This is a genomic window from Gillisia limnaea DSM 15749, assembly GCF_000243235.1.
Taxonomy (GTDB): domain Bacteria; phylum Bacteroidota; class Bacteroidia; order Flavobacteriales; family Flavobacteriaceae; genus Gillisia; species Gillisia limnaea.
Genome location: NZ_JH594606.1, coordinates 98,062 through 121,778, shown reverse-complemented (window position 1 = coordinate 121,778; position 23,717 = coordinate 98,062). Strand labels below are relative to the sequence as shown.

At 36.4% G+C, this 23,717-nt stretch carries 25 protein-coding genes and 1 pseudogene; 12 read left to right on the top strand and 14 right to left on the bottom strand.

From position 1 onward, the window contains the following. Positions 1-8: 8 nt before the first annotated feature. Entirely contained in the window at positions 9-1,559 is a 1,551-nt protein-coding gene (locus GILLI_RS02375) for an SDR family NAD(P)-dependent oxidoreductase (protein WP_006987526.1), read from the top strand. Between the two features lie 95 nt (positions 1,560-1,654). Here GILLI_RS02375 and GILLI_RS17570 read toward each other — a convergent pair whose 3' ends face one another. The 3 genes from GILLI_RS17570 to GILLI_RS02360 form a co-directional block, all read right to left on the bottom strand. Next, positions 1,655-2,479 carry a PRC-barrel domain-containing protein gene (locus GILLI_RS17570; protein WP_006987525.1) on the bottom strand — a complete coding sequence of 275 codons (825 nt, stop codon included), beginning with the start codon at positions 2,477-2,479 and terminating at the stop codon, positions 1,655-1,657. A gap of 162 nt (positions 2,480-2,641) precedes the next feature. Next, positions 2,642-2,875 carry a hypothetical protein gene (locus GILLI_RS02365; RefSeq protein ID WP_006987524.1) on the bottom strand — a complete coding sequence of 78 codons (234 nt, stop codon included), beginning with the start codon at positions 2,873-2,875 and terminating at the stop codon, positions 2,642-2,644. A gap of 516 nt (positions 2,876-3,391) precedes the next feature. Continuing rightward, on the bottom strand, positions 3,392-3,991 hold the full coding sequence (locus GILLI_RS02360; RefSeq protein WP_006987523.1) for a hypothetical protein: 600 nt from the start codon (positions 3,989-3,991) through the stop codon (positions 3,392-3,394). 193 nt (positions 3,992-4,184) lie between these two features. Here GILLI_RS02360 and GILLI_RS02355 point away from each other — a divergent pair, with 193 nt between their 5' ends. Then, the gene (locus GILLI_RS02355; protein ID WP_006987522.1) at positions 4,185-4,586 is read left to right on the top strand and encodes a Dabb family protein; all 402 of its coding nucleotides are present in this window, start codon (positions 4,185-4,187) and stop codon (positions 4,584-4,586) included. Positions 4,587-5,064: 478 nt separating this feature from the next. Then, entirely contained in the window at positions 5,065-5,442 is a 378-nt protein-coding gene (locus tag GILLI_RS02350) for a DoxX family protein (RefSeq protein WP_006987521.1), read from the top strand. Here GILLI_RS02350 and GILLI_RS02345 read toward each other — a convergent pair. The 4 genes from GILLI_RS02345 to GILLI_RS02330 form a co-directional block, all read right to left on the bottom strand. Continuing rightward, the gene (locus tag GILLI_RS02345; protein WP_006987520.1) at positions 5,439-5,789 is read right to left on the bottom strand and encodes a DoxX family protein; all 351 of its coding nucleotides are present in this window, start codon (positions 5,787-5,789) and stop codon (positions 5,439-5,441) included. The genes GILLI_RS02350 and GILLI_RS02345 overlap by 4 nt on opposite strands. Before the next feature lie 343 nt (positions 5,790-6,132). Continuing rightward, complete coding sequence (locus GILLI_RS02340; RefSeq protein WP_006987519.1) at positions 6,133-6,960, bottom strand: GIN domain-containing protein; 828 nt, start codon at positions 6,958-6,960, stop codon at positions 6,133-6,135. A 68-nt stretch (positions 6,961-7,028) separates the two neighbouring features. After that, the gene (locus GILLI_RS02335) at positions 7,029-7,577 is read right to left on the bottom strand and encodes a DUF4251 domain-containing protein (protein WP_006987518.1); all 549 of its coding nucleotides are present in this window, start codon (positions 7,575-7,577) and stop codon (positions 7,029-7,031) included. Positions 7,578-7,900: 323 nt separating this feature from the next. Then, positions 7,901-8,110, bottom strand: coding sequence for a hypothetical protein (locus GILLI_RS02330; protein WP_006987517.1), 210 nt, complete (start codon positions 8,108-8,110; stop codon positions 7,901-7,903). Between the two features lie 286 nt (positions 8,111-8,396). On the opposite strand from GILLI_RS02330, the gene GILLI_RS02325 reads away from it, so the two are divergent. From GILLI_RS02325 to recQ, 3 genes are all read left to right on the top strand, one after another. Beyond that, on the top strand, positions 8,397-8,645 hold the full coding sequence (locus GILLI_RS02325; protein ID WP_006987516.1) for a DUF6364 family protein: 249 nt from the start codon (positions 8,397-8,399) through the stop codon (positions 8,643-8,645). After that, positions 8,642-9,055, top strand: coding sequence for a type II toxin-antitoxin system VapC family toxin (locus GILLI_RS02320; RefSeq protein ID WP_006987515.1), 414 nt, complete (start codon positions 8,642-8,644; stop codon positions 9,053-9,055). The genes GILLI_RS02325 and GILLI_RS02320 overlap by 4 nt, the downstream gene beginning before the upstream one ends. Positions 9,056-9,285: 230 nt before the next feature. After that, positions 9,286-11,391, top strand: a complete 2,106-nt coding sequence (recQ, locus tag GILLI_RS02315) for a DNA helicase RecQ (RefSeq protein ID WP_006987514.1) — start codon at positions 9,286-9,288, stop codon at positions 11,389-11,391. A 102-nt stretch (positions 11,392-11,493) separates the two neighbouring features. Here the strand turns inward: recQ and GILLI_RS02310 are convergent, their stop codons facing one another. Further along, positions 11,494-12,279, bottom strand: a complete 786-nt coding sequence (locus GILLI_RS02310) for a tRNA pseudouridine synthase A (RefSeq protein ID WP_006987513.1) — start codon at positions 12,277-12,279, stop codon at positions 11,494-11,496. A 202-nt stretch (positions 12,280-12,481) separates the two neighbouring features. Between GILLI_RS02310 and GILLI_RS02305 the strand changes: the two genes are divergently transcribed. Further along, positions 12,482-12,964, top strand: coding sequence for a hypothetical protein (locus GILLI_RS02305; RefSeq protein ID WP_006987512.1), 483 nt, complete (start codon positions 12,482-12,484; stop codon positions 12,962-12,964). A 160-nt stretch (positions 12,965-13,124) separates the two neighbouring features. Here GILLI_RS02305 and GILLI_RS02300 read toward each other — a convergent pair whose 3' ends face one another. Next, a complete protein-coding gene (locus GILLI_RS02300; protein ID WP_006987511.1) occupies positions 13,125-14,639 on the bottom strand; it encodes a DEAD/DEAH box helicase in 1,515 nt (504 codons plus the stop codon). A 220-nt stretch (positions 14,640-14,859) separates the two neighbouring features. On the opposite strand from GILLI_RS02300, the gene GILLI_RS02295 reads away from it, so the two are divergent. The 4 genes from GILLI_RS02295 (at position 14,860) to GILLI_RS02285 (ending at position 17,632) form a co-directional block, all read left to right on the top strand. Continuing rightward, positions 14,860-15,825, top strand: a complete 966-nt coding sequence (locus GILLI_RS02295; protein WP_245545589.1) for an IS4 family transposase — start codon at positions 14,860-14,862, stop codon at positions 15,823-15,825. A 14-nt stretch (positions 15,826-15,839) separates the two neighbouring features. Further along, on the top strand, positions 15,840-16,025 hold the full coding sequence (locus GILLI_RS18750) for a hypothetical protein (RefSeq protein WP_245545588.1): 186 nt from the start codon (positions 15,840-15,842) through the stop codon (positions 16,023-16,025). A 229-nt stretch (positions 16,026-16,254) separates the two neighbouring features. After that, the gene (locus GILLI_RS02290; protein ID WP_040506348.1) at positions 16,255-16,977 is read left to right on the top strand and encodes a Crp/Fnr family transcriptional regulator; all 723 of its coding nucleotides are present in this window, start codon (positions 16,255-16,257) and stop codon (positions 16,975-16,977) included. Positions 16,978-17,080: 103 nt separating this feature from the next. Continuing rightward, complete coding sequence (locus tag GILLI_RS02285; RefSeq protein WP_006987508.1) at positions 17,081-17,632, top strand: hypothetical protein; 552 nt, start codon at positions 17,081-17,083, stop codon at positions 17,630-17,632. Between the two features lie 99 nt (positions 17,633-17,731). On the opposite strand, the gene cysM is transcribed toward GILLI_RS02285, so the two are convergent. Further along, positions 17,732-18,622: a cysteine synthase CysM gene (cysM, locus tag GILLI_RS02280; RefSeq protein ID WP_006987507.1), complete on the bottom strand. Its 891-nt coding sequence runs from the start codon at positions 18,620-18,622 to the stop codon at positions 17,732-17,734. Further along, the gene (locus GILLI_RS02275; protein WP_006987506.1) at positions 18,619-19,410 is read right to left on the bottom strand and encodes a serine O-acetyltransferase; all 792 of its coding nucleotides are present in this window, start codon (positions 19,408-19,410) and stop codon (positions 18,619-18,621) included. The genes cysM and GILLI_RS02275 overlap by 4 nt, the downstream gene beginning before the upstream one ends. 625 nt (positions 19,411-20,035) lie before the next feature. Between GILLI_RS02275 and GILLI_RS02270 the strand changes: the two genes are divergently transcribed. After that, positions 20,036-21,244, top strand: a complete 1,209-nt coding sequence (locus GILLI_RS02270; RefSeq protein WP_006987504.1) for an MFS transporter — start codon at positions 20,036-20,038, stop codon at positions 21,242-21,244. Here GILLI_RS02270 and GILLI_RS02265 read toward each other — a convergent pair. From GILLI_RS02265 to GILLI_RS18980, 3 genes and pseudogenes are all read right to left on the bottom strand, one after another. Continuing rightward, the gene (locus tag GILLI_RS02265; protein ID WP_006987503.1) at positions 21,233-23,107 is read right to left on the bottom strand and encodes a T9SS type B sorting domain-containing protein; all 1,875 of its coding nucleotides are present in this window, start codon (positions 23,105-23,107) and stop codon (positions 21,233-21,235) included. The genes GILLI_RS02270 and GILLI_RS02265 overlap by 12 nt on opposite strands. A 115-nt stretch (positions 23,108-23,222) precedes the next feature. Beyond that, positions 23,223-23,518: pseudogene (locus tag GILLI_RS18985) on the bottom strand (DUF6155 family protein). Next, positions 23,508-23,708 (bottom strand): DUF6155 family protein, encoded by a 201-nt coding sequence (locus GILLI_RS18980; protein ID WP_280985172.1) that lies wholly within the window; start codon positions 23,706-23,708, stop codon positions 23,508-23,510. The pseudogene GILLI_RS18985 and the gene GILLI_RS18980 overlap by 11 nt, the downstream one beginning before the upstream one ends. Positions 23,709-23,717: the final 9 nt, after the last annotated feature.

Sequence of the window (23,717 nt, the reverse complement as noted above, 5' to 3'; positions counted from 1 at the left end):
TGTAGTTTATGGAAAAGAATGAAACAGAGATTAAAACAGCGATCACTTCCGAAGAAATTGAAAGCTGCATAGCTGTATTGGCTCGATTGGTTGAAGATACAGATCAGATCTTCGATATTCCCAGGGAACAAAGAACAGAACTTTTAAAAGTTTCCGGAATGTTTTCCAGACCCAACCGCGACGAATTTTCCAGACGAATAAAAGATGGCAGGAAGGCTGCAAAGCGTAAACTGGAAGCCAGGGATAAAACAGCACGAAAGGAAACCGGGATCCGAAATGCCAGAGAAACCAGCATTTTTGTCGCTCCTAAAATGCTTCATTTGGAAGCACTTGCCAATAAAGTACAACAGGAGCTAAAAATACCCCGTAAATGTTATGTCTGCAAAACAGAATTTACTTTAATGCATCACTTTTACGATACCATGTGTACTGAATGTGGGGATTATAATTATGCCAAGCGTTTCCAGACCGCGAATGTAAAAGGGCAGGTGGCCGTTATTACCGGCTCCCGTTTAAAAATTGGATATCATATAAGTTTGATGCTTTTACGTGGGGGAGCCACCGTGATCGCAACTACCCGTTTTCCCGTAGATTCGGCTTTGAGGTTTTCCAGGGAGGAAGATTTTTGCGACTGGGGACACCGATTAAAGATCCATGGACTCGATCTCCGGCATATTCCAAGTGTAGAAATCTTCTGTAATTTTATAGAGCAAAAATATGAGCGATTAGATATCCTTATCAATAATGCAGCGCAAACAGTAAGGCGCCCTTCGGGATTCTATCAGCATTTAATGGGAAGTGAAGAACGCCCAATGGCTTCTTTGCCGGAATACGCCCGAGATCTTTTAGAAGATCATAGGAACTGTTTACAGGAGCTAAAGGTCTTATCTACCGGAACATCGCCTAACCAAAATATGCCGGTTACCTGGCACGGACCCGAACCGGGAATAGGGTTACGGGCTTCGGCAAAATTATCCCAGATTCCTTATAGCTTTGACAATACGCTGGTGGCAAAAGAAGTATTTCCGGTAGGGGAGTTGGACGCCGATCTTCAGCAAGTGGACCTTAGGAAAACCAATTCCTGGCGTCTGAGACTCGGGGAAATTGAAACTACAGAAATGCTGGAAGTGCAACTGGTAAATGCAGTAGCGCCCTTTGTATTGTGCAACCGGCTTTCAGAAATCATGAAAAAGGAACCTACAGGACAAAAACATATCATCAACGTATCGGCGATGGAAGGGAAGTTTCACCCTGTTTTCAAGGAAGACAGGCACCCGCACACCAATATGGCAAAAGCAGCTTTGAACATGCTCACACATACTTCTGCAGGAACTTTGGCTAAGGAGGGGATCTTTATGAATGCGGTAGATACCGGTTGGGTTACCGATGAAGATCCAGCGGCTTTGGCTAAATTAAAACAGGAAAGAGACGATTTTCAGCCTCCTTTAGATATAGTAGATGGTGCCGCACGGGTTATGGATCCTTTATTCGATGGGATCAATACCGGAAAACACTGGTGTGGTAAATTCCTGAAGGATTACCGGCCAATAAGTTGGTAGATATTTTAAAAGAGTTCGTAAATCACCTAAAATCATTTAAGTAGCTTACGAACCCAAAATAAAATAAAATAGAAAACCCCTAAAAACAGAAGGATTTAATCTAAGTCGTTGGATCTATCAAATTCCCTTCTCTTATAAAACGAATCGTCATCGGGATACTGGTTTTCCTTATTTCGAAATTCACCGGGTTCCTCATATTCCGTTTCTATATTTTCGGGAGCTGTTTCATCCTGAATATGTCTTTTTCTTTCGGTTTCAAGTTTTTTTCTTTCTTCCCTTAAAGCATTTCTTTCTGCCTCAAGTTTGCTTCTTTCCTCTTCTAGTTGCTTTCTTTCTGCTGTCAATTCTTCTCTGATATTTTCAATATTGTCATTTGCCTTGTCGTAACCTGCATCTCCCTCTTTTCTGCGATCGGCGGCATAAGCAGAATCTTTTTTATGTTCACGATTTCCTTCAAAATCCTCGTCATACCTTGTCCTGCGATCGCGGTTATATGAATTTAAAACCATCATTTCGTAATCCCGGTCTATATTGGCACCGGAGGTCATACGTTTGGTCCCTGCAAAGGTTTGATAGTCTATGCTATCTGTAAACACAAACTTCTGTTTGTCGTCTATAGTTACCATCCCTATTGGAATAATAATATGATTTTCTCCCTTTTTGTTGACAAACTCCCGCACTCCCTTATTTGCCGGGCTTGCATAAGGATCATGGTTTGCATCTATTATGGTATTATCTACTTCTACATCCAGGTATACCACTTTTTCCAAATTGAGGTTTACCAATAGGTTCGAAACCTTACCTATTACCCTGTTATCATTGTCTCTTACCGGCCATCCGCTAACATTTGTATAATGGCTGTCGACCTTATAATCTGATAATTCTTCGAGGTAATACAAATGTTTTTTATCGTCTTTCATAATGATTTAATTTTTTCGTTCTTCTAATTTTATACACTCATTTTCTAGTGATAAACGCTTTCATTCTTTTATTTCGCTAGTCCCTATAGAGCTTGCTATTATCCCATACCCCATGATAAGTCCTGTTAAAAGCTCAGGATTTAGTTCCGGAATATTTGATTATTAATTTTCTACGGAATTTACCATAATGGTATCTTCTGCATTGTCATCCCAATTACTGTTTTCCGAAGAGGAATCGTAAGATTCATCTTCCAATTGTTCTAAGGTCGCATCATCTGTGTCGTAGGTATCATCACCCATATAATATAAATAATATAATACCCCGGCTATTATTAGGATTAATAAAAGGATCCAGGGCCATATCGGACTTTTCTTTTTTATTTTAATTTCTGCCATAATTCAATTTTTTGGTTAGATTTAAAATGAATACATCAAAATTAGGCTTAACGAATCCTATTTATAATAAAGGTTTTTGTAAAATATTGTTAATTGAGTACTAAAATATGTAGAAACCCTCATTATTATCTTCAGAATACTTAAATCCCACCGGTGGGTTTAATTCCCCGTCCCGTTCGGGCGGGCTTTCCGCGAGCTAATTGATTAAATCATCCATTCTTAAAATAGCAATTGATTTATTGAAACCTAAAATACATCAACAATTCCCTACCGCATTTAACAATGCTGGTTGCGAAGTTTCTAGAGAATTAATTGGGTTATGGTAGGAGGGAGCCTGCTTTTTAAATTACTCATGAGGGTTTAACCCGCCTGACCGTTGGGCAGGTTCCCAGTCACGATAGCTATCAGGATGCCTCCTATTTTCAAAAGAATTTTCCTCCCGATAGCAACCGGGACATAGCTCTTTCACCGAGGTTCTTGATATTCAACCGGTATTGGTTTTTAAAAAAAATATGACTATTGCACTTTAAAAGCTGTTTTCTGCATTTGAAGAGAATCCTGTGGAGCCACTTTTTCAGAATCTAAATAGAAACTTTTTTGAATCCTGGCAAAATCGAGCTCAGTTCTAAAGGTTTTATTCACCCCAAGATTGATAAGGTAAAGCTCATATTTGCCTGAAAATTTAGAACTGAATTCCTCAAGCATTTCTTCTAAATTATTTGCCTGAAGGTCTGTTCGTATCCGCAAACCCAGCGTGGTAGAGTCTGTTGGCTCTAAAATCTTTTTCATGTTTGGTCTTTCAACAAGACCCAGCTCTACAATGCTGCCGGGGCGCTTTAAACCCGGATTAAAAGAAGCTTTAGATCTGCCGGTTATGTTTGCAAAATTGAAGATAAACGGCTCCGGGGTATTATTCGTTACAACAAGAGAAATTTCAACAGATTGAGTATAATTCGCAATGGAACCTGTTTGTTTATTGAACTTTAATTCTTTGGGATTAATCTCAATGCCGTTCCCGATGCGTTCCCGGGCATTATCGCTTTCATTGTTTTCTTTGCAGGATTGAAGGCTTACTGTAAAAAGCAGGAGGAGAAAAATATATAGGTATTTCATCATTATTTCAACATAAAGTTAGATTAAGAGCCGAAGCCTTGAATTTGTGTGACCTGCTCTGTATAAGTGGCAATTTAGTGATATATATTAAAAAAAAACTAATGAACAATCGTATTAAATTATTCAAATTCGAATTTGTCCCCGACATCTTCAAAGCTGAATTTTTATCGTACTTTGAATTCTTAAATTTATAGCTATGATCAAGTTTTTAAAACTCCTGGTAATTTTTACAATTTTAATTGGTACTTCTAATCTTAGGGCGCAGGAACAAGTTGTAGAATTTGATAAGAATTTCACACACGTGGTTTATTTTTATTTGAACAATCCTGATAACCCTAAGGACAGGAATGCATTTGAAACATCCCTTAAAAAATTCCTGGCTAAAAGTGAATATGCTAAAACCAATTTCATTGGAATCCCGGCGAAAACTCCCAGGGATGTTGTGGACAATGAATATACCTATACACTAATCCTGACTTTTCCCTCCAAAGAAATTCAGGATAAATATCAGGAAGAACCCGCGCATAAGGTTTTTATTGAAGAATCTTCCCATTTGTGGAATAAGGTAAAGGTATATGATTCGGTAAAAATCGATTGATTTAAGGGTTTTTTTATCTCAATACTTTTGGTTGTAGTGTATTCTTAAATAATGAATTTGTCCAATGGTATTTTGCGTTATGTAACTTTGCTTGGGTAGAAGCGAAGTTCTTACCTCATTTTTTCTTTTTTTTCTTCTCCAATGCTTCTTTGAAAATGTATTGAAACCATTAGGGTTCACGAACTTCTATTTATGAAGTAGGTGAGGGTTGAGTAATTACGCTTTGTCCGAAACGGTACTGAGCGTGCCGTAGGATAGGAGCGAAGGGGTATTGTGTATGAAATGTGATTAAACGTTATTTGACAGATATTTATACTCCATTCTAAGAATAGAATAATATAATCATATATATATAAACACTCATAGAAAATTAAAATATATTTAGAATAAACAATGCTGAAAATACCTTTTATAATAGGTTTTAGTTAGATTATTTTTATAAATTAGTTAAAATTGAACATAACTAAAATAGAAATTAATGGATGTAATCGACTATATAATCATTGTATTAAAAGTAATTGTGGGTTTAAGTATTTTAAATGTATGGTTAATTCAGCCAAAAAAACCTACAAAATGGAGAGGTGGTAACGCTAAAACTATTGTTGAAGAATTTAAAGTATATGGTTTATCGAAGTCATTTTGTTACGTCATAGGCTTTTTAAAAGTAGGTCTGGCTTTAATATTATTAGCTTCAATACAATTTGAGGCTTTAACTTTAATTGGAAGTTTGGGGTTAACCGGTCTGTTATTAGGGTCAATAATTATGCATATTAAAGTAAAAGACGAATTGTATAAGTCATTTCCAGCATTTTTATTTATTGTTATGAATTTAATTATTGCCTTTGAATCTATTTAAAAGTATTTATAATAGGTTTTAAATGCTATAAATAAATTTATAGCCGCAAAAGTTAATGCAGGAGAAGATTTAATAAAATTATCTTTAATTTTTAGCCTAACTATAAAACCAATAAGCATTAATATGCATAAACCTACCGAAGCTAATAGTAGTAATATTGGATTAAAGTAAAGACCAATTAATAAACCTATGGCACCTATTAATTGAAGAAACCCTGTTAGTTTTCTATAGTTTGGTAACTTATATCGCTTAAACTCTGAAATAATGAATTCAGAGTAAAAACAGTTAATTCCGAAATAAATAAATGCCAAACTTGAAAACCAAGTTAATACTGATAGTAAATCCAAAAAAAATTGTTTAAATTAAATAATTATATTTTATAACAAGTTTACAATAAAACAATAACTTTTTAAATTAACGAAGCAATTTTTAATAACTGCAAAGTATAGATAAAAATGATTTCCTTCTTAAACTAAAATCTCTAATCCAGAAGAAATACAGCTTCTGAGATACTTCCCATTGTTTTTGAATTATGGCTTACGAATGTTTAACAATTTGTAGGTCGTAAAATAGAACAGAAAAAGTTCTATTCACTATTTTACTTATAATAACATTTGTCCTATAATTTATATTATGTAAAATAGAATATATCAAATAGCGGTATTTCATATTTCCTTAGAATGGTCACTTCTACTTTTTTATAACCTGAGCTTTATTGGTGAAACCTTTTAACTGGATATCTGGATTTCCATAAATATACACCCTGCTTTTGTCTGCCGCATTTATTTCGAGTTTTCTGGAAACTTTTAAAGTAATCTTTGCTGAATTTGAAGATTCAATTTCAGCGGTGGTAGATTTTAGGTTTTTGGCATCAACATCTGCAGAACTCTTCAACTTAAAAGAACTATTACCGGAATTACCATTGAGGTTAAGACTTGATCTATCATTTATGGTAGCCATCGTTGAATTTACATTTAGCTTGCCATTTAACCTGGTCTTATCATTCATTTCAATCTGCAGGTCTTTTGCTTTTAAACCGATTTTTCCCGATGCCTTTTCATGCATTCGTATCTGGATTTCCTTTACATCCAGGTCCAGATCAAATTTTGAAGAATTATCAGCGTCGATAATAATTTTATCAAATCGAAGCTTCTTTGCTGTTTTTAGACTTGCATCATCTTTAAGAGTGATTCTTTCCAGGTCTTTTACCGTTAAATTTACTTCCAGCTTCTTATTTCTGGTAATTTCAGCGGAAGTTGAAATTCTCAAAACATTATTATCAATTACAAACGCTACAAGATCGTGCAGGTTTTGGTCTGCCGTTAAGGAATAGCTGTTGACCTTTCCGGGAGTTATTCTCACCGAAATATTATCGGTTATTTCAAGTGCCTTAAAATTTTGATTCAGGCTTTGTGTAACCGAGAGTACTTCTCTATCCCCTTTAATTTTTTGTGTTTTCTGAGAAAACATAAGGGAAAAAGTAAAAAGCAGCAAAACGATGCTAATAAATCTTATCATAACGCTCCATTTAAAATTGAACTTAGAACTTTGATTTATAAAACAAACAAACAAATCAATTTTATTTATTAATTTTCCTCCGGCAAAGCCTTTACATCTCCACGATATGAGATCGACTCCCGCTGTGAACTGCTTACAGAGGTCGTTGCACTTCCTCCCTGGAACAACGTGATAAAAAATTCAAGGTTTTCATTGCCATCATTGCCTTCAAAATTCAGGAGAATACTGTTTTTAGCGGGATCCTTACTGATATTAAGATTTTTAGCAGGTCCTTTATATTTTATACCTCCATTAGTTCCATATCCCCCACCGGAATGCCTCACTCCATAATAAGGTAAAAACACATCCACACTATCTCCTTCAAACCGGATATAATTGGGATTTCCTATCAAATTGATCGCAGGTCCACCAAGGGGAGTGAGCCATTCATTCTCAATTTCAAATTCACGGTTGTTAACCAGTTCCGAAAGTTTTTGAAAATCTTTTGTAGCTTCTTCTGAACCTGATTTTTTTGTACCTCCACAAGCCAGGATAAAAAGAACGATAAAAGGAGCTAACAGCTTAACACCCATTCCGAATCTTTGTTTTTTTAAAGCAGGTTTTATATGGTATTTCATTTGTTTATTTTATTGTTTTAGCCGAGATATGTAATGTCCATAACATCATCCACCGGTGAAAGAAAATTTTTTTAATGCTTGTTTCATTGCTTTATTTTGTTGGATTTAGTTTTGATCTGTCAATTAACCAGGAGCTGAAATGTAACTTATTAATTTCTATTGGATTAGAATCTTTATTAAGATACGAACTTTAGAGGAATTGCATTGCTTTTTTCCGAATTTAATAAGAAGGATCTATGTCTTCTCCTGTCATTAAAATCTATCCTATTCGACTGTTTACATTAAGAATAGCACTAAAAATTATGTTTGAGTCAACGATTAGTTTAGTCATCTAATCCGATTTCTTTTTTGATTTTTTCCCAACGTACAGTTTTTGATTCTTTTGTTAAGATATCTATAGCTTTTTCCGTTGCTTGAGATTTTGATGTAAGTTCCTCATATCTTAAGTAATCTAAAATTGACCGAATTTTATAAGCCTTTGTGCCCGCTGAAAATCGCACTAGAATTTCATTATTTTTTCTTTCAACCATCATTTTTCCCTTTTTCTCAAATTTACTTATTACATTTCATTTTTAAGTTCGGCTTATTGTAAAGATTGGTGCCAACCGACATATCTCATCCAATTAGGTGATAAAACCCTTCTAATGCATGTTTCATTTTTCTAATTTTCGCTTGCAGGTAGAAAAAAACAATAGAAAGCCTCCGGACAGAGATCAAACATAGGGAGCCCACCATCGCTCAGTTTGCCACAAGCAAAGTTTAGAAAAATTCATTTGTTTCACGTAGTTAATTAGTATATTTGTACGTAAAATAAAAGTGATGGATAAAAAATTGACATTAAGTTTAAATGACAATATTATAGAAACTGCAAAACATTATGCAAAATCTAATAATATTAGTTTATCAAAATTAATCGAATCCTATTTAGGTTCTCTGACTAAAAAAGAACAGAAAAAAGAAAATCAAATAACACCGCTGGTTGAAAGTCTTAGTGGAGTTATTTCAATTGATGATGATTTTGATGTGAAAGATGACTACACTCAATATTTAATTGAAAAATATAAATGAAAAGAATATTGATTGATACAAACATCGTAATAGACCTACTTTCAAAAAGAAAGGATTTTTATAATGATGCTGCTAATTTATTTTCTCTAGCCGATAAAAAAGAACTAAAACTGGCAATTTCATCCTTAACATTTGCAAATACCAATTATATACTCAAAAAATTAAAATCAGCTAAAGAAGCGAGAGAAATTTTGAGAAAATTTAAGGTTCTTGTTGAGTTATTGAGTTTAGAGGATAAGATTACAGAATTATCATTGAGTGATGAAAGTTTTCCCGATTTTGAAGTTGGATTACAATACTATTCTGCGATTGAGAATGAAATTGATATTATAATTACACGAAATAAAAAGGATTTCAAAAATTCAAAATTACCGGTATTGACAGCAAAAGAATATTTAGCTACGATATAATATTGCCAGTGGCTTACAACGCATATTCGCAATTGTGGCTATTTTAGATAAAATATTAATTTTAGAAATCAATAATTTAAAATCTAAGCGGACTAATCCGTTTGTCAATGACCACAACTGACGAATATACGAGACCGGTGATTATAAAAATCTCAAATAAAATAAACTAAAAAAATTAAGTTTCCGGATCCAGGCTTCAAGTTTTAAGTGTGAAAGCATAACTTTGCAGGATGGAAGAAATGCAACTTTTAAGCACCTTAAAAGAATATTTTGGATTTGAAAGCTTCAGGCCGCTACAACGTAAAATCATTGATTCGGTATTTGCCGGGGACGATAATTTAGTGATCATGCCAACCGGCGGAGGTAAATCCATTTGTTTCCAGCTTCCGGCAATCCTGCTTCCAAAAATCACCCTGGTGATCTCGCCTTTGATCGCACTAATGAAAGATCAGGTAGACGGATTGACCGCTAATGGAATTTCGGCTGCTTTTCTAAACAGTAGTCAGGCTTTTGAAGACCAACAAGCCATTTTTCAGCAAATCGATGAGAATAAATTAAAACTTTTATATGTCGCTCCGGAAAGTCTACAAGTCATCGACCGGTTTTTAAGCGATGGAAAAGTAAGTTTGATCGCTATAGATGAGGCCCATTGTATTTCCAGCTGGGGCCATGATTTTAGACCGGCCTACACACAGTTGGGATATTTAAAAAACCGCTTTCCCTCTACTCCACTCATTGCACTTACCGCCACGGCGGATAAAGCTACCAGAAAAGATATTTGCAATCAGTTAAATATTCCCGGGGCTAAAAAACACGTGGCTTCTTTCGACAGGAAGAACCTAAGCCTGGAAGTACGGCCGGGAACAAAGCGTTTTGACCAAATAGTTGATTTTATAAAGGCCCGGAAGAATGAAAGCGGGATCATCTATTGTTTAAGCAGGAAAAACACCGAAGATATCGCCGCTAAATTGAAGGCGAATGGGTTACAGGCAGAAGCTTACCACGCAGGATTAAGCCATTTGGAACGCACCAAAATTCAGGATGATTTTATCAATGATACAAAACAGATTATTTGTGCTACCATCGCATTTGGAATGGGGATTGACAAATCCAACATCCGCTGGGTGATCCATTACAATATGCCAAAAAATCTGGAAGGATATTACCAGGAAATTGGCCGTGCAGGACGAGATGGATTGCCATCGGACACCATGTTGTTTCACAGTTATGCGGATGTGGTACAGCTGCAAAAATTTGCTACCAACTCTGGGAATGAAGCCGTTCAGCTGGCAAAACTGGATAGGATGAAACAATATTCTGAAGCCCTCACTTGCCGTAGAAAGATCCTTCTTAATTATTTTGGGGAATTAAAAATTGAAGATTGCGGTAATTGTGATATTTGCAGAAATCCGCCCACTTTCTTTGATGGAACTATTCTCGCACAAAAAGCCCTTTCCTGTATTTACCGCTTAAAAGGAAAAGAACCCATTACCCTGCTTATAGATGTTTTACGCGGAGCACAGAATGAAGCTGTCCTGGAAAAGAATTATAATCAGCTAAAAACATACGGAATTGGCAGGGAAATATCCTGGCGGGATTGGCAGCAATACATCATCCAGTTTATCAACCTGGGATATATCGAGATCGCTTTTCATAAAAACAATCATTTACAGCTCACTTTGCTGGCAAAAGAGGTCCTTTTTGAAGCTGGAAAAGTACAGCTCGCCAAAATTCTTGACGAAAAGGAGCTCCGGGAACAAGAGGAAGAAAAAACTGTTAAATTTAAAGATAACTCCCTTTTTGAAAAGTTGCGCCAGCTTCGGCTTAAACTGTCCAGGGATGAAGGGATTCCCGCGTATTTAATCTTCAATGATGCAACGCTGAAGGAAATGGAAAGGGAACGCCCAATGACCGATGATGCTTTTATCGCGATAAACGGAGTGGGAAGGAAAAAAATGCAGGACTATGGATATCAGTTTATCAAGGAGATCATTGCTTTCAGCAAGGAAAAAAGGGTTAAGAAAAAATCCATCAAGGCAAATACCCATAAAATTACGCTGGAGCTCTATAATAATGGTTTAAGCGTGGAAGAGATCTCAAAGGAACGAAAACTTGCAGCTACCACAATCTATTCTCACATCGCAAAATTATATGCCGATGGCGAGCATATTGATTTGATGCAATTTATATCAACATCAGATTTGGAAGTAGTTAAGAAAGCAAAATCAGCACTTGGAGATCCTGAAACCCTCAAAGCTTATTATGAACATTTTGAAGAAAGCATGGATTACTGGACTATTAGGATGGCGTTGACGGTTTTGGAAAAAGAAACCTAATCCTGGTTTACGGCATGCAATCCTTTCAACCTTTATCATTCATAGCACACATCCGTAGTTCGTGTAGATTTTGATTTGAAAACTTAAACCGGCATTTGACCGTTATTCAAACTCCACTTTATTAAGGATCAGGCCGGATGCGGGAGCGATATTTTTCATCACCATCTCATTCCCGGGCAGGAGGCTCTCTTCGATATCCTTCAGGCACATCTCTCCCAGGCCGAGCTGAATCAATGTTCCCATCATAAGTCGGATTTGATATCTCAAAAATCCTGAACCATGAACATGAAAAACAAAACTTTCTTCGGGAAAAAAGTTAGCCTTATAAATTGTGTTTTCAACGATTTCAGAAGTGATCACCTTCCTTTCAAACCTTGTTTTCTCTGTAGCTCCAGAACAGTAATTTTTAAAATTATGAGTCCCCTGGAAAAGTTTGGCAGCTTTTATCATCGATTCAATATCAAGATCTTTTTGAAAATTGGCCATTAATGGCGCACAAAAGGGATGATTCTTTTGTCCAAAAGAAAACAGGTATAAGTATTCCTTGATCTTTGGATGCTGAATGATATTAAACTTTTCATCTACTTCCAGAATTCCTGTTGCTTTAATATCCGGTGGGAGATTTAGATTGAGAAGATTTAGAAAATCATCAAAATCTAGTATTGGGCTGTCATATAAAAACAACTCAAAAGCAGCATCATTTGCAGAGACCATCGCATCGGTACGGCTGGAGCCAAGGATCTTGAATTTTTGATCCTGCAGGATGAATTTAAAGGTTTTCTTCAGCAGGCTTTCAACGGTTTTAAGGTTTGGTTGCCGTTGCCATCCGTGAAGCCTGTAACCCAAAAATTGCAGTTTAAACAGGTAATAATAACGTGTTCGGTTCAATTGAAATAGTTTATCCCAAAATTACGGAAAAGAACTTTGGATCCCGGGGAATAAATTTTTACAAATAAAAATCTTTGCCAGCCTCTATCTTTTAAAATCGGGGACGAGACCGGATAAAGTTAAATATTTCACAACCTATTTTTAGGTTGCTAGTTCTGAACTTTCAGGATTATTTTAGCAGAATACTATTAAATCAAAAATTATGGCTGCTTTAGATAAAAAGAACCTGAAAAAAATGGATTATAAAATATCCAAATGGATGTATAAATATGGAAAACCACTTTTAAGATATTCCCTGGCCATTACATTTTTCTGGTTTGGTTATCTAAAAGTTATTGATGCCAGTCCTGCACAGGAATTAGTGGCAAAGACCGCTTTTTGGTTTGATGCGGATATTTTTATTGTAGTGTTAGGTATTTGGGAAATGTTGATAGGATTATTTCTATGTTTTAAACCTTTGATACGCGTTGCTATTTTGCTCCTGTTCCTTCAAATGCCGGGAACATTTTTACCATTGATCCTTTTTCCTGAAGTTTGTTTTGAAAATTTCCCACTGGAACTCACCATGGAAGGACAATACATCATCAAAAACCTGATCTTGATTAGTGCCGCAATTGTTGTAGGTGGAACTTTAAGAGAAAAGGAACTGGTGGAAACAAATGTGAAATCGGCAGATTCTCAATAAGCAATGGAAATGCTCGGCAACAGTCCTGGCGGTAATATAAAGTAAAAAATATTCAGTCTTTCGATATGTTCAATGAAAATCCCCAAAACGAATAATAAAAGCAGTTTCGGGGATTCATTAGAATTTATTTTAAATTTGAGCAATAAGGAATATTTGCGGCCTAATATTCCTTATTGATTAGCAATCTTAGTCTTCTGGAATAATCCTCTTCCAGCCAATCGCGGTAGTTTTTAGTGCTTTTGCTTATGCAATAGGAATATTGTTTGATCCTGGAGGAGATATCGTCCTTTAATTCCTTTGCAAGGATTCGGGCATCAAAAACATCTTCGCTGTTTTCTACACACATTTTCACATGTTGTGCTAAAGACCATTCCAAGACATCTTTAGATTTTAAACCCTTTTTAATTACAGTATCATAAGCTTCCTCCATATCAAAATCAACTTCTTCAGAATTTGCAAACTGCTTCCGGAGATCTGGTGGCATTTTATAGCGGAATTCCCGTTCTATTTCTTCGTCGCTCAGGAGGTTTTCAAAATAGAAATCGGGAGCTCGGAAGAGTTGTTTCCAGTCTACCGGAGCACTCCAGTCTCCAAATCTTACCATATTATTTCCCAAATCAATTACCGTAAATTCAGATTTAGTAGGCAATACGCGTGAGCCACGACCTATCATCTGGAAGTATAGCGTCAGGGATTTGGTTGCACGGTTTAAAATAATGGTTTCTACCGAAGGTTCATCAAAACCGGTGGTCAATATACTTACCGAAGTTACAATGGCATTCGGAGTATGTTTAAACCACTTTAAAATATGTTTTCTGTCCTTTTTGCTGGTGGTATTATCGAGATGACGAACTGGATAGCCGGCATTTTTAAAAGTCTCATATACCTCTTTTGAAGTATTTATTCCATTGTTAAAGATGAGTGTCTTTTTTCCTTTCGATCTCTCAAGATACGAGTTGAGCAATTTTTCCTGCATGGAAAGATTGGAGTAAAGTTCTTCAGAAGACTTTACGGTATAATCTCCGTTTATTCCAACTTTCAGAGTTTGCAATCCCACATCATAACTAAAAACCTTTGCCCGAGCCAAAAAACCTTTCGCAATTAGGGAATTGATAGAATCTCCTACGATAAGTTCCCTGTAATTATCCTTCATTGGAAGTTTAATATTGGAACTCAATGGAGTTGCTGTTACCCCAAGGATAAAGCATTTTTCAAAAAACCTGAATAATTTCCGGAACGAATTATAATGCGCCTCATCTATAATTACAAGGCCAATGTCCTCAATTTTCAGTTTTTCGTCATTCAGTCTGTTGTTAAGGGTTTCTACCATCGCCACAAAGCACATATAATCTTCCTGGTCTGGAAGTTCCTTTACCTTGCTGTTTATAATTTTGTTAAGCACCCCAAATTCAGAAAGCATTTTAGAAGTTTGCTTGCAAAGCTCTATACGGTGTGTTAAAATAAGTACTTTTTTATTGGTACGCTGAATATATTCCCGCACTATTTGGGAAAAAATAACCGTTTTTCCACCCCCCGTTGGCAATTGATATAATAAATTATAATGATTGGGATGTTTATCTATTACGTTAAAAATCTTATCTATATCAACCTGTTGGTAGTCATAAAGTTTTTTATCGTTCTTCTTTTCTTCAAGTCCAAATGTTTCAACCGTCATATCTCGTGTTATCTTCAATTTTGCAAAAATAGCAGATTTTTAGGCTAAACTAAAATCTTTGGCGAAATTAAAATTAACTATTTTAATTTTTGGGTACTACTAGTGATGCGTTAACTTTTTTATTTTTCAACTAAAACCTCTATCCAGGGGATTTTGAAAGCGTTCTTTGATTTTTTGATTTGAAATGAATTCTAGCTTAGTAGTCTAAAACTAGACCGCTATGAATTCTGGAAAATACGTTTTTGCCCAAACACTGGACTATGTGAACAGGTATGAGTTCGGGAAGTGCGTAAAACGGTACAATGGCGACTACAGAACCCGTGATTTCAATTGTTGGAATCAGTTCGTTCAGTTGTTTTTTGGCCAGTTGACCTCCCGCAATTCCCTAAGGGACATCGCTACCTGCCTCAGGGCACACAAAAGCAAGCTATATCATTTGGGAATGAACGGTTATGTCAATCAGTCCTCATTGTCCCGTGCCAATGAGGGTAGGGACTGGAGGATATTCGCAGACTTTGGAGAATACTTGATCGGTCAGGTGCGTCCTCTGTACACCGATCATCCCATACCCAACATCAGGTTGGAAAATGAGGTTTTTGCGTTGGACTCGACCACGATCTCCCTTAGCCTTGTCCTTTTTCAATGGGCGCCGGGAAAGTATTCCCGGGGAGCCGTAAAGATCCATACCCTGCTCGATCTCAGGGGTAGCATACCATCTTTTGTGTTGATCACCGATGGGAAATACCACGACAGTAACGTACTGGATGTATTGGTGCCGGTATCAGGAGCAATCTATCTGATGGACAAAGCTTATATAGACTTTGAAGCGCTCTACCGCATACATCTTGCAGGGGCTTCTTTTATCTCAAGGGCCAAATCCAATATGGACTACACGGTCACTGGCCAGAATTACAATATAAACCCCGTGACAGGTTTAAAAAGTGACAAGACCATACTGCTCAATGGATATAAATCCAAAAGGTTATATCCAGAGCCACTTAGGTTGGTAGAATACCACGATGTAGAGAAAGATATTACATTGTACTTCTTGACCAACAATCAAGAAGTGTCCGCTCTAGAGATAACAAAACTGTATAGAAACAGGTGGCAAATAGAGGTGTTCTTCAAGTGGATAAAACAAAACCTGACCATAAAAAACTATGGGGGCATTCTGAAAATGCAGTAAACATCCACGTATGGATGGCAATTTGCACTTACTTAATCGTAGCTCACATAAAACATTCGTTACGCAGCAGCCTATCCATATATGAGATCATACAAATACTAAGTATATCGGCGATGGATAAATCCTCCATAAAAGAATTGCTTACAGAAGAATTTTCAAATCAAAATTTCAATGAACAAAAAAATTTATTTGACAACTAATTATTAACGCATCAGTAGTATTTGGGTACTATGAATAATCGCTATTTTTATACATCCTAAATTATTTACCCCAATAGGCGAGGCTACTGTATTACCGCTTTATTGAAATTACTGATATACAAACAAGGTAATTTCAAATATCTCTTGGAATTCCTGATTATTGAATACATCCAGGAATTCTTCTCCAACTGCCCTATTCCCCTCCGTCAATATACTTTATAGCTACATTATGAAAAGGGGAATGTTATTAATCCATAAATATCGACAGATGTTAGATGGTTGTGATTTTCTCAAAGAGATGGATAAGGAATCTTCCAATTCTTTCCTGTCTTTGTTTAAAGAAGAAAACTGGTCAAAAAACACATGTATCCTCAATCATGAAAAATTAAATTATAAATTCCATATCATCCTTTCCGGAAGGGTGAAAATGTATCAGGTAGACCCCTTTACCGGGAAGGAATTAACCCTTTTTCTGTTAATTAAAGGCGATGTTTTTGATATTTTTTGTCTTTTAGACGAGCAAGAGCATACAGTTTATTATGAATGCCTGGATGATGTTACGGTGCTTTCCACTCCTATGCCTAAATTAAGAAGCTGGTTAAAAAATAATCCGAAAAACTATAAAATTCTACTTCCCTATGCCGGAAAGCAATTGAGAATGTTGGAGAATTCGGTTTCAGATATGACCTTTACCAATATCTCTACCCGCTTATTAAAACTGCTAATTAGAAACGTTAATGCAAATTCCCGTGATCTCGAATTAATTGATGATCTCCCAAACAAAGAAATTGCAAATTTATTAGGATCAACCAGAGCGGTAATAAATAGGCATTTACAGAAACTCAAGAAAAAGGGATCTATAAGGTTATCAAGAAATAGAATGGAAATTAAAGACTTGGGGATCCTTATCCATTTATTAGAATGTCAGAAAAAAATTATGAATGAGAAGTAAAATGCTATTATTATAAATTTTTAATATGTGCTACTTAAGTAGAAACAGTATTATTAAACTCATAGTATATTTGAGATATATAAACCTATAAAAACAATGTATTATGAAACCAATGATGATTTTATTGTTAATTCTATGCTGGATTGGCAATACAGAAGCTCAAGTAGTTACCCAACTCGAAGAGGCAAGAGTAACCTATTCCCCGGAGGTTAGTATAGTAACAAATCTGGATAATGTAGAATTTAAACTAAAAGAAAGTTATGCTGGTCATTTTACTGAAAATCCAATACGATTTATGCAGGAAAATTTTGATATTGATGAGTTTTTAAATGCTATTGACACTGAAGATTTTGATGAAATTCAGGTAAGTTTTATCAATCGTAAAGGATATTTAAGAGCCACTTTTGATAAAAACGGGAATTTGGTAAATACCTTTCAACAGTTCAAAAACATAGCCTTACCAAGAAATATTCAAGAACAGTTGTATAAAGAAAACAGAGGATGGTCTATGACAAAAAACAAATATGTAGCTAGCGGAAAAAGTGACATGATCCAAAAAGAGAAATACCGTATTGGCCTTAGTAATGGTAAACAAAAGAAAAACATAACCATAATTCCTGCTTTAGCCGAGGGAGGTAGAGTAGCAAGTAATTAAACAAAAACATGAGAATACGATTGGAAAGACGAAGGGTCAATAGTCCTTCGTCTTTTTATTTATTTCAAAAATTTGGCATGGATCATCCAGGTAATAAATTTATTTTTCATCAAAAAGATCTGAAGACAAATATCGATCTCCGCGGTCACAAATAATGCTCACAACCACTCCTTCTTCCAGTTCTTCACAAAGTTTTACCGCTGCAGCTGTAGCTCCTCCACTACTCATCCCCGCAAAAATCCCTTCTTTTTCGGCTAAGTAACGCGTCATTTTTTTGGCTTCGTCTTCATTGACTTCGAGAATACGGTCTACTTTATCTGGATTAAATATTTTAGGTAAATAAGCTTCAGGCCATTTTCTAATTCCTGGGATTTTTGCATCATCGCTTGGCTGAACTCCTACGATTTGAATTTTTTTGTTTTTTTCCTTTAAAAATGTTGAAGTCCCCATTATAGTACCTGTGGTTCCCATAGAAGAAACAAAATGGGTTACTTGCTGGTTGGTATCCCTCCAAATTTCTGGTCCTGTGGTTTTATAATGTGCCTGCCAGTTATCATTGTTGCTAAATTGGTTGATCATAAAATATGCTCCCTTTTTCATTTTTTCTTCCGCAAAATCCCTTGCTCCTTCAATTCCACTTTCAGCGCTGGTTAAGGTCACTTTTGCGCCATAGGCCCGCATTGTTTGAACTCTTTCAATTGTCGAGTTTTCCGGCATTACCAGTTCAATATCCAACCCGAAAATCCCTGCGATCATGGCCAGGGCAATCCCTGTATTTCCGCTGGTAGCTTCTATCAATTTAGAATTTTTATCGATATCACCTCTGTCCAGCGCACTTTTAATCATATTATAGGCAGCCCTGTCCTTAACACTCCCGCCAGGGTTTTGACCTTCAAGCTTCAACAAAAGCTTCACCTTCGGATTTTTAATCAGGCTACGGGTTTCTACCAAAGGGGTATTTCCAATAATATCAAGTATAGTAGTGCTCATTTCTTGCCGTTTTTTTTAATATTTATTTGAGGGGTGTGGGAAACCATGGAATTTTCAGGAACAGATCTGGTAAGCCAGACGTTTCCTCCAATGACACTGTTCGCTCCTATTATGGTATCACCACCCAAAATCGTGGCGTTCGCATAAATAGTAACATTATCTTCAATAGTAGGATGCCGCTTGATATTTCGCAATTTCCGGTCTACAGATAAGGCTCCTAAAGTAACTCCCTGATAAATTTTTACATTGCTTTTTATTACAGTGGTTTCTCCAATTACAACTCCTGTGGCATGATCTATAAAAAATGGAACTCCAATATGGGCCCCGGGGTTAATATCCACTCCGGTCTCCCTGTGAGCGCATTCTGTCATCAATCTGGGAACCAGCGGGAGATTACTTTTATTGAGTTCATGGCTTAACCTAAAAATCGCAATGGCATAAAACCCGGGATAGGCCAAATAAACCTCTTCAAGAGAATTGGCTGCAGGATCGTTTTCTGTGATGGCCTTTGCGTCCAGACTTAATTTTTCAAGAATCTCCGGAAGTTTTTTGCAATAGCTGTCCCATAATTCGCTGCAAGGCTGCTCTGGTTCCCAACATACAAGTTTTACCAATTCCTGAAAATCTTTTCCCAATCCTTTGATATTTTCTTCTACCGGAGTGGCACTATCAAAAAGGGTATAAAAAAGTCGCCAGGTGAAAGCGGTGGTTTTCTCCCGAATTTCATATTTTAAATTCGGTAATTTTTTTTGATTCTGAATATTGTGTATGATCTGATTAATATCCATTTTTTCTGCTTTCTATTTTGAAGGTGAAATTAAGAAATAAGTCGGGAGGAATGTTAAAACTTAACATAAAAATACGAATACTAACAACTAAATTCTAGAAGAAAAAATCGTTGAACTCCAACATTTTTCAGAAATAATTTTTAAATGAAACAGCCCTGATTTATCCTTTTAGACATTCGAAAAAATTAACTTTTTAGCGACGTTAAAATTATACTAACATCTGTTTTTGAAATGCAATATTCTGTAAATTAGATTCGTATTAACCTTAACAATAAAGAAATCATGGCAGAACAAAAAAAACCGGGGAAGGACCAACCAAAGCAAGCCCCGAAAAAGTCTGATCCGAAAAAAGCCGATCCAAAAAAGATGAAGAAATAATCTTTTAAACTGGATTTTTTTTGAACTCCTTTAAAGCCACTCCCAAAGAGTGGCTTTTTTAATCCCGGCACCAAACTTAATTCCTTTAGGCCCTCCTGTCCCGTTTGGGAAGTTTTTCAAAGAAATTTGCATATATCTATTTTGATATACTTTCTGTGCTTTTTCCGGATGAAATACATTTATACCAAATAAATTTAGTTTTCTCAAACACCAGCCTATATTTGCAAATTTTAAATTAAGTAAAACTTTGACAGATCTCTATTATTTTTTCAAGAATAACTTTAGAAAAGTGGGTTTTGGTTGGTTGTTAACTTTTTTTTCCAGCTTTGGTCAAACTTTTCTCATATCCCTGTATGTTCCTGAAATCGTAAGGGATTTCCAGATCACGGAAGGTACTTTTGGTGCCATCTATGCAGGTTGCACGGTGATTTCTTCAATAGTTATGCTTACGGTAGGCCACACAGTAGATCACAAACCTGTAAAAAAAGTAACGGCCTTTACAATTTTTAGCCTCGCATTCTCCAGTATATTACTGGGTTTTTCCTATCATATTGGATTGTTATTTATTGCGCTCATTGGGCTTAGGTTAACCGGGCAGGGTTTGATGAGCCATATAAGCATGACGGTTATTTCGAAATATTTTGATAAAAATCGCGGAAAGGCTTTAAGCATTTCATCCCTTGGTTATTCCATGGGAGAAGCTATTTTGCCGGTGATCATCGTCTTATTAATTGGCTGGTTCGACTGGCGAATTGCATCTATAGCAAGTGGTTGTGCTTTATTGATCTACCTGATACGGTTAAAATTCACCAACCTTGCCGATTTTGACAAGCAACTATCCGGAGAAGGAAGACCCTCCACCCTATCCTTATTAAAGGATTATAAGAATGTTGTATTCCAGAAAAAATTCGGGATCATGATGCCCGCAAGTTTTGCGCTGAGTTTTACGATAACGGCTATTTTCTTTTATCAATATGTATTTGTAGAAGATAAGAACTGGTCTGTTCAACTCTATGCTACCTTTTTTACTGTGTATGCGGTCACAAGATTCTTATTCTCACTTTTTGGTGGCATGTGGGTAGATAAATACACCGCCAAGGTTTTATTTCGGTATTTTTTGATCCCGCTCACATTGGGAATTCTGCCATTTGCTTTTATGGAAAGCATTATTGGGGCCTTGCTATTATTGATTATGGCCGGAATTACTGTAGGAATGAGTGGTACCGTTCAAACCGCTTTGATCGCTGAAATGTATGGGACCGCAAAAATGGGTGCTATACGCAGCGTTTTTACGATGTTTATGGTATTAAGTACTGCCTTAGGACCATTGCTGGTAGGATTTTTAATAGATCTGAAAATTCCATTTTCCACCATTATGCTCATCTTGTTTGGATTGATGGCTTTGATATGCCTCAATAGTCTAAGAATAAAGAATGAGAAATATTTATCTAACTAAGCTGAAATTTCCTTTTATCGGTTCAAATCCCTCTATAAAAATCCAATACCAATAATCATCTGCCGGCAGGGGCCTTCCGTTTAAAGTTCCGTCCCATTTAAAGGTCTCTCCTTTTGCGGCCAGTATAAGTTTTCCATACCTGTTGAAGATCCTGGTTTCTGAAGCTTCAAAATAGGAAACCCCATTCAGCTGAAAATAATCGTTATATCCATCATTATTGGGAGTTATAAAGCGTGGAACTACGATATGCGGAAATTCTAGTGTAGCAGTAAAACATTGCTGAAGATCCCGAACATAACTCGTATAAATGCCGCCGGGCACCATTTCAAATATATTGGAACCCTGAAAATTAACTCCGTCCAGGGAATATTCAAATGTTCCTGGATTTATAGTGTTGATAATCACTCTATTTTCTTCGGAATTGATCCCAGCTATCAAAGCTTCTTCCACAGCATTGACTTCGAAGTTTTTAACTTCGCTACATCCATTTTGAGTGGTAATAGTCACACTGAAATTCCCCGGAATAGATGTATTGATCGTGCTGGTAATTTCTCCGGTATTCCACAAATACTGCATAACGTCCACTCCTGCGTCAAGTTGCAATACAGCATCCGGGCAAAGCTGTAAAACTTCATCTACAATATTGGGAACTTCAAATATTTCCAATGATACCGGAGTGCGTGGACCGGGAGTGCAGGAAAATTCATTTTTTACCGCCTCGGCATAAAATGTTCCTGCCTCTGGAGGTAAAAAGGATAAAGATCCTTCGGCCAGTAAATTTCCACCTTCAAGAGCGTCGTACCAATTTACGGTTTCATCCGGTTTTGCTTCAACCCGTAAAGTTTGAGGATCCTCGTTACTGCAAATACTAATGTTACCCAAACTCCGCGGTGCTTCAGGAGTAAGAATAATCTTTATAAAAAAAGCTTCGGAGGCAGAACTACAAAGATTATTGTTAAGGTTTACTGCATCTTCAGCAACCTTGACCCGATAGTAGGTAGAGGAAGTAAGCAGCGGTGTACTAAAGTTTTCCCCGGTTTCGCCTGCGATATCACTCCAGGTCTCGTTATCATCGCTTACCTGCCATTGATACTCATGCCCTGTATAAACCGAAAAATCGGGAGTGGCTTTTAGTACAACACTTACAGGAGTATTTTCCTCACAAACCCTGTAAGGATTTGCGGGATTATCTTTGGCTATAATTTCGGTTAAATCTCCACAAGACCTGAAGATGATATCATCTATTGCCAGGTCATTCCCACAACCTCCCTCCCCATTATTGAACATTTTAAGAATAACAGATTCCTGTCCTACTTGTGTTTGGAAAGTGAGTGCATACTGCTCCCATTCAGCGGAATTTGTAGAATTTATAGGGCCGGTATTCCCTTGCTTTAAGAGGATTGTATCGGTTTCATCCCAGATCTCAAACTTTACATTTATTGGAATACCGCCATTTTCACAATCCATACTGGCTCTATTATATATATTCATTAAATAGGCTGAAAATTCGTAGGTTGTATTCTCACAAAGCCCTGTTATGGTGGTTTGATGAAATTTTCCGGCAGAAAAGCCTGCATTCACGATGAGAGCTCTTCCGTTTGAAATAACCGTTTCCGGTAAAAAGGGATGCCAGCCTTGAATAGTTAATGAAATTTCATCTGAAATAGTATATTCCCCATCCTGTGGGTCCTGGGAAACAAATACGTAATTGGTCGTTCCGGGAGAAAGCGGGGATCCGGTAGAAGTGCCAGCCCCAAAAGTTTCATGAAAAATTGGATCTCCCTTACTTCCCTTACAAAATCCCAGTTGTGCAAAAATTTGAAAAGAATTAAGAAGTAGAAAAAGTAATAGCCAGTTTTTCATTTTACCAAATGTAAGGAATCGAATAGAAATATTAATCTTATTCCCGAAGGAAGGATTTTATCATAATTCGGAATAATTTTTCCTTAGAGATAGCGTAAACCTGCTAGGAAATATTTTATTTAAACCTGTCCATAATGCTCTCAAATCTTTCAGAATTTGACCATTTCTGGATTTTTGTCTCATCCTTTATTTTAAGGATTCGCTCCACAAATTCTCCGGTGAGACCATTTTGAATGATATAGGTTACCGCCTGTTCAAAAGACCTGAACATGTTTTTTCAAATACCTCGGTATTCCTGCTATTATGGCTACTGTAAGCCTGTGTAATTTCAATATTAAAGAGCACAAGTTCCCCTACCAAATGGACATCTACTCCAAGCGTGATGAAATGTTTGATTTGTTTATGAGCGATAGATCTTCTGGCTTTTAGCTTTTTGTTGACGGGAGGAAAATACTCTTTTGATATTTAAAAATTTAGCCTCCCCAAGGAGCTTAATCTCCCCGGTATTAAAAATGATATTGTAAAAAATTCGTACCTCATAGAATCTTTGATAAAGATCCAGGATTTGTTCCTCGAGCTGCTGCTTTTTTAAAGAATTCAAATATTCTTC

Coding starts and splice junctions, on each gene's coding strand:
- GILLI_RS02375 (WP_006987526.1), top strand. CDS start 9: ATGGAAAAGAATGAAACAGAGATTAAAACAGCGATCACTTCCGAAGAA.
- GILLI_RS17570 (WP_006987525.1), bottom strand. CDS start 2,479: ATGAAAGACGATAAAAAACATTTGTATTACCTCGAAGAATTATCAGAT.
- GILLI_RS02365 (WP_006987524.1), bottom strand. CDS start 2,875: ATGGCAGAAATTAAAATAAAAAAGAAAAGTCCGATATGGCCCTGGATC.
- GILLI_RS02360 (WP_006987523.1), bottom strand. CDS start 3,991: ATGATGAAATACCTATATATTTTTCTCCTCCTGCTTTTTACAGTAAGC.
- GILLI_RS02355 (WP_006987522.1), top strand. CDS start 4,185: ATGATCAAGTTTTTAAAACTCCTGGTAATTTTTACAATTTTAATTGGT.
- GILLI_RS02350 (WP_006987521.1), top strand. CDS start 5,065: ATGGATGTAATCGACTATATAATCATTGTATTAAAAGTAATTGTGGGT.
- GILLI_RS02340 (WP_006987519.1), bottom strand. CDS start 6,960: ATGATAAGATTTATTAGCATCGTTTTGCTGCTTTTTACTTTTTCCCTT.
- GILLI_RS02335 (WP_006987518.1), bottom strand. CDS start 7,577: ATGAAATACCATATAAAACCTGCTTTAAAAAAACAAAGATTCGGAATG.
- GILLI_RS02330 (WP_006987517.1), bottom strand. CDS start 8,110: ATGATGGTTGAAAGAAAAAATAATGAAATTCTAGTGCGATTTTCAGCG.
- GILLI_RS02325 (WP_006987516.1), top strand. CDS start 8,397: ATGGATAAAAAATTGACATTAAGTTTAAATGACAATATTATAGAAACT.
- GILLI_RS02320 (WP_006987515.1), top strand. CDS start 8,642: ATGAAAAGAATATTGATTGATACAAACATCGTAATAGACCTACTTTCA.
- recQ (WP_006987514.1), top strand. CDS start 9,286: ATGGAAGAAATGCAACTTTTAAGCACCTTAAAAGAATATTTTGGATTT.
- GILLI_RS02305 (WP_006987512.1), top strand. CDS start 12,482: ATGGCTGCTTTAGATAAAAAGAACCTGAAAAAAATGGATTATAAAATA.
- GILLI_RS02300 (WP_006987511.1), bottom strand. CDS start 14,639: ATGACGGTTGAAACATTTGGACTTGAAGAAAAGAAGAACGATAAAAAA.
- GILLI_RS02295 (WP_245545589.1), top strand. CDS start 14,860: ATGAATTCTGGAAAATACGTTTTTGCCCAAACACTGGACTATGTGAAC.
- GILLI_RS18750 (WP_245545588.1), top strand. CDS start 15,840: ATGGCAATTTGCACTTACTTAATCGTAGCTCACATAAAACATTCGTTA.
- GILLI_RS02290 (WP_040506348.1), top strand. CDS start 16,255: ATGAAAAGGGGAATGTTATTAATCCATAAATATCGACAGATGTTAGAT.
- GILLI_RS02285 (WP_006987508.1), top strand. CDS start 17,081: ATGAAACCAATGATGATTTTATTGTTAATTCTATGCTGGATTGGCAAT.
- cysM (WP_006987507.1), bottom strand. CDS start 18,622: ATGAGCACTACTATACTTGATATTATTGGAAATACCCCTTTGGTAGAA.
- GILLI_RS02275 (WP_006987506.1), bottom strand. CDS start 19,410: ATGGATATTAATCAGATCATACACAATATTCAGAATCAAAAAAAATTA.
- GILLI_RS02265 (WP_006987503.1), bottom strand. CDS start 23,107: ATGAAAAACTGGCTATTACTTTTTCTACTTCTTAATTCTTTTCAAATT.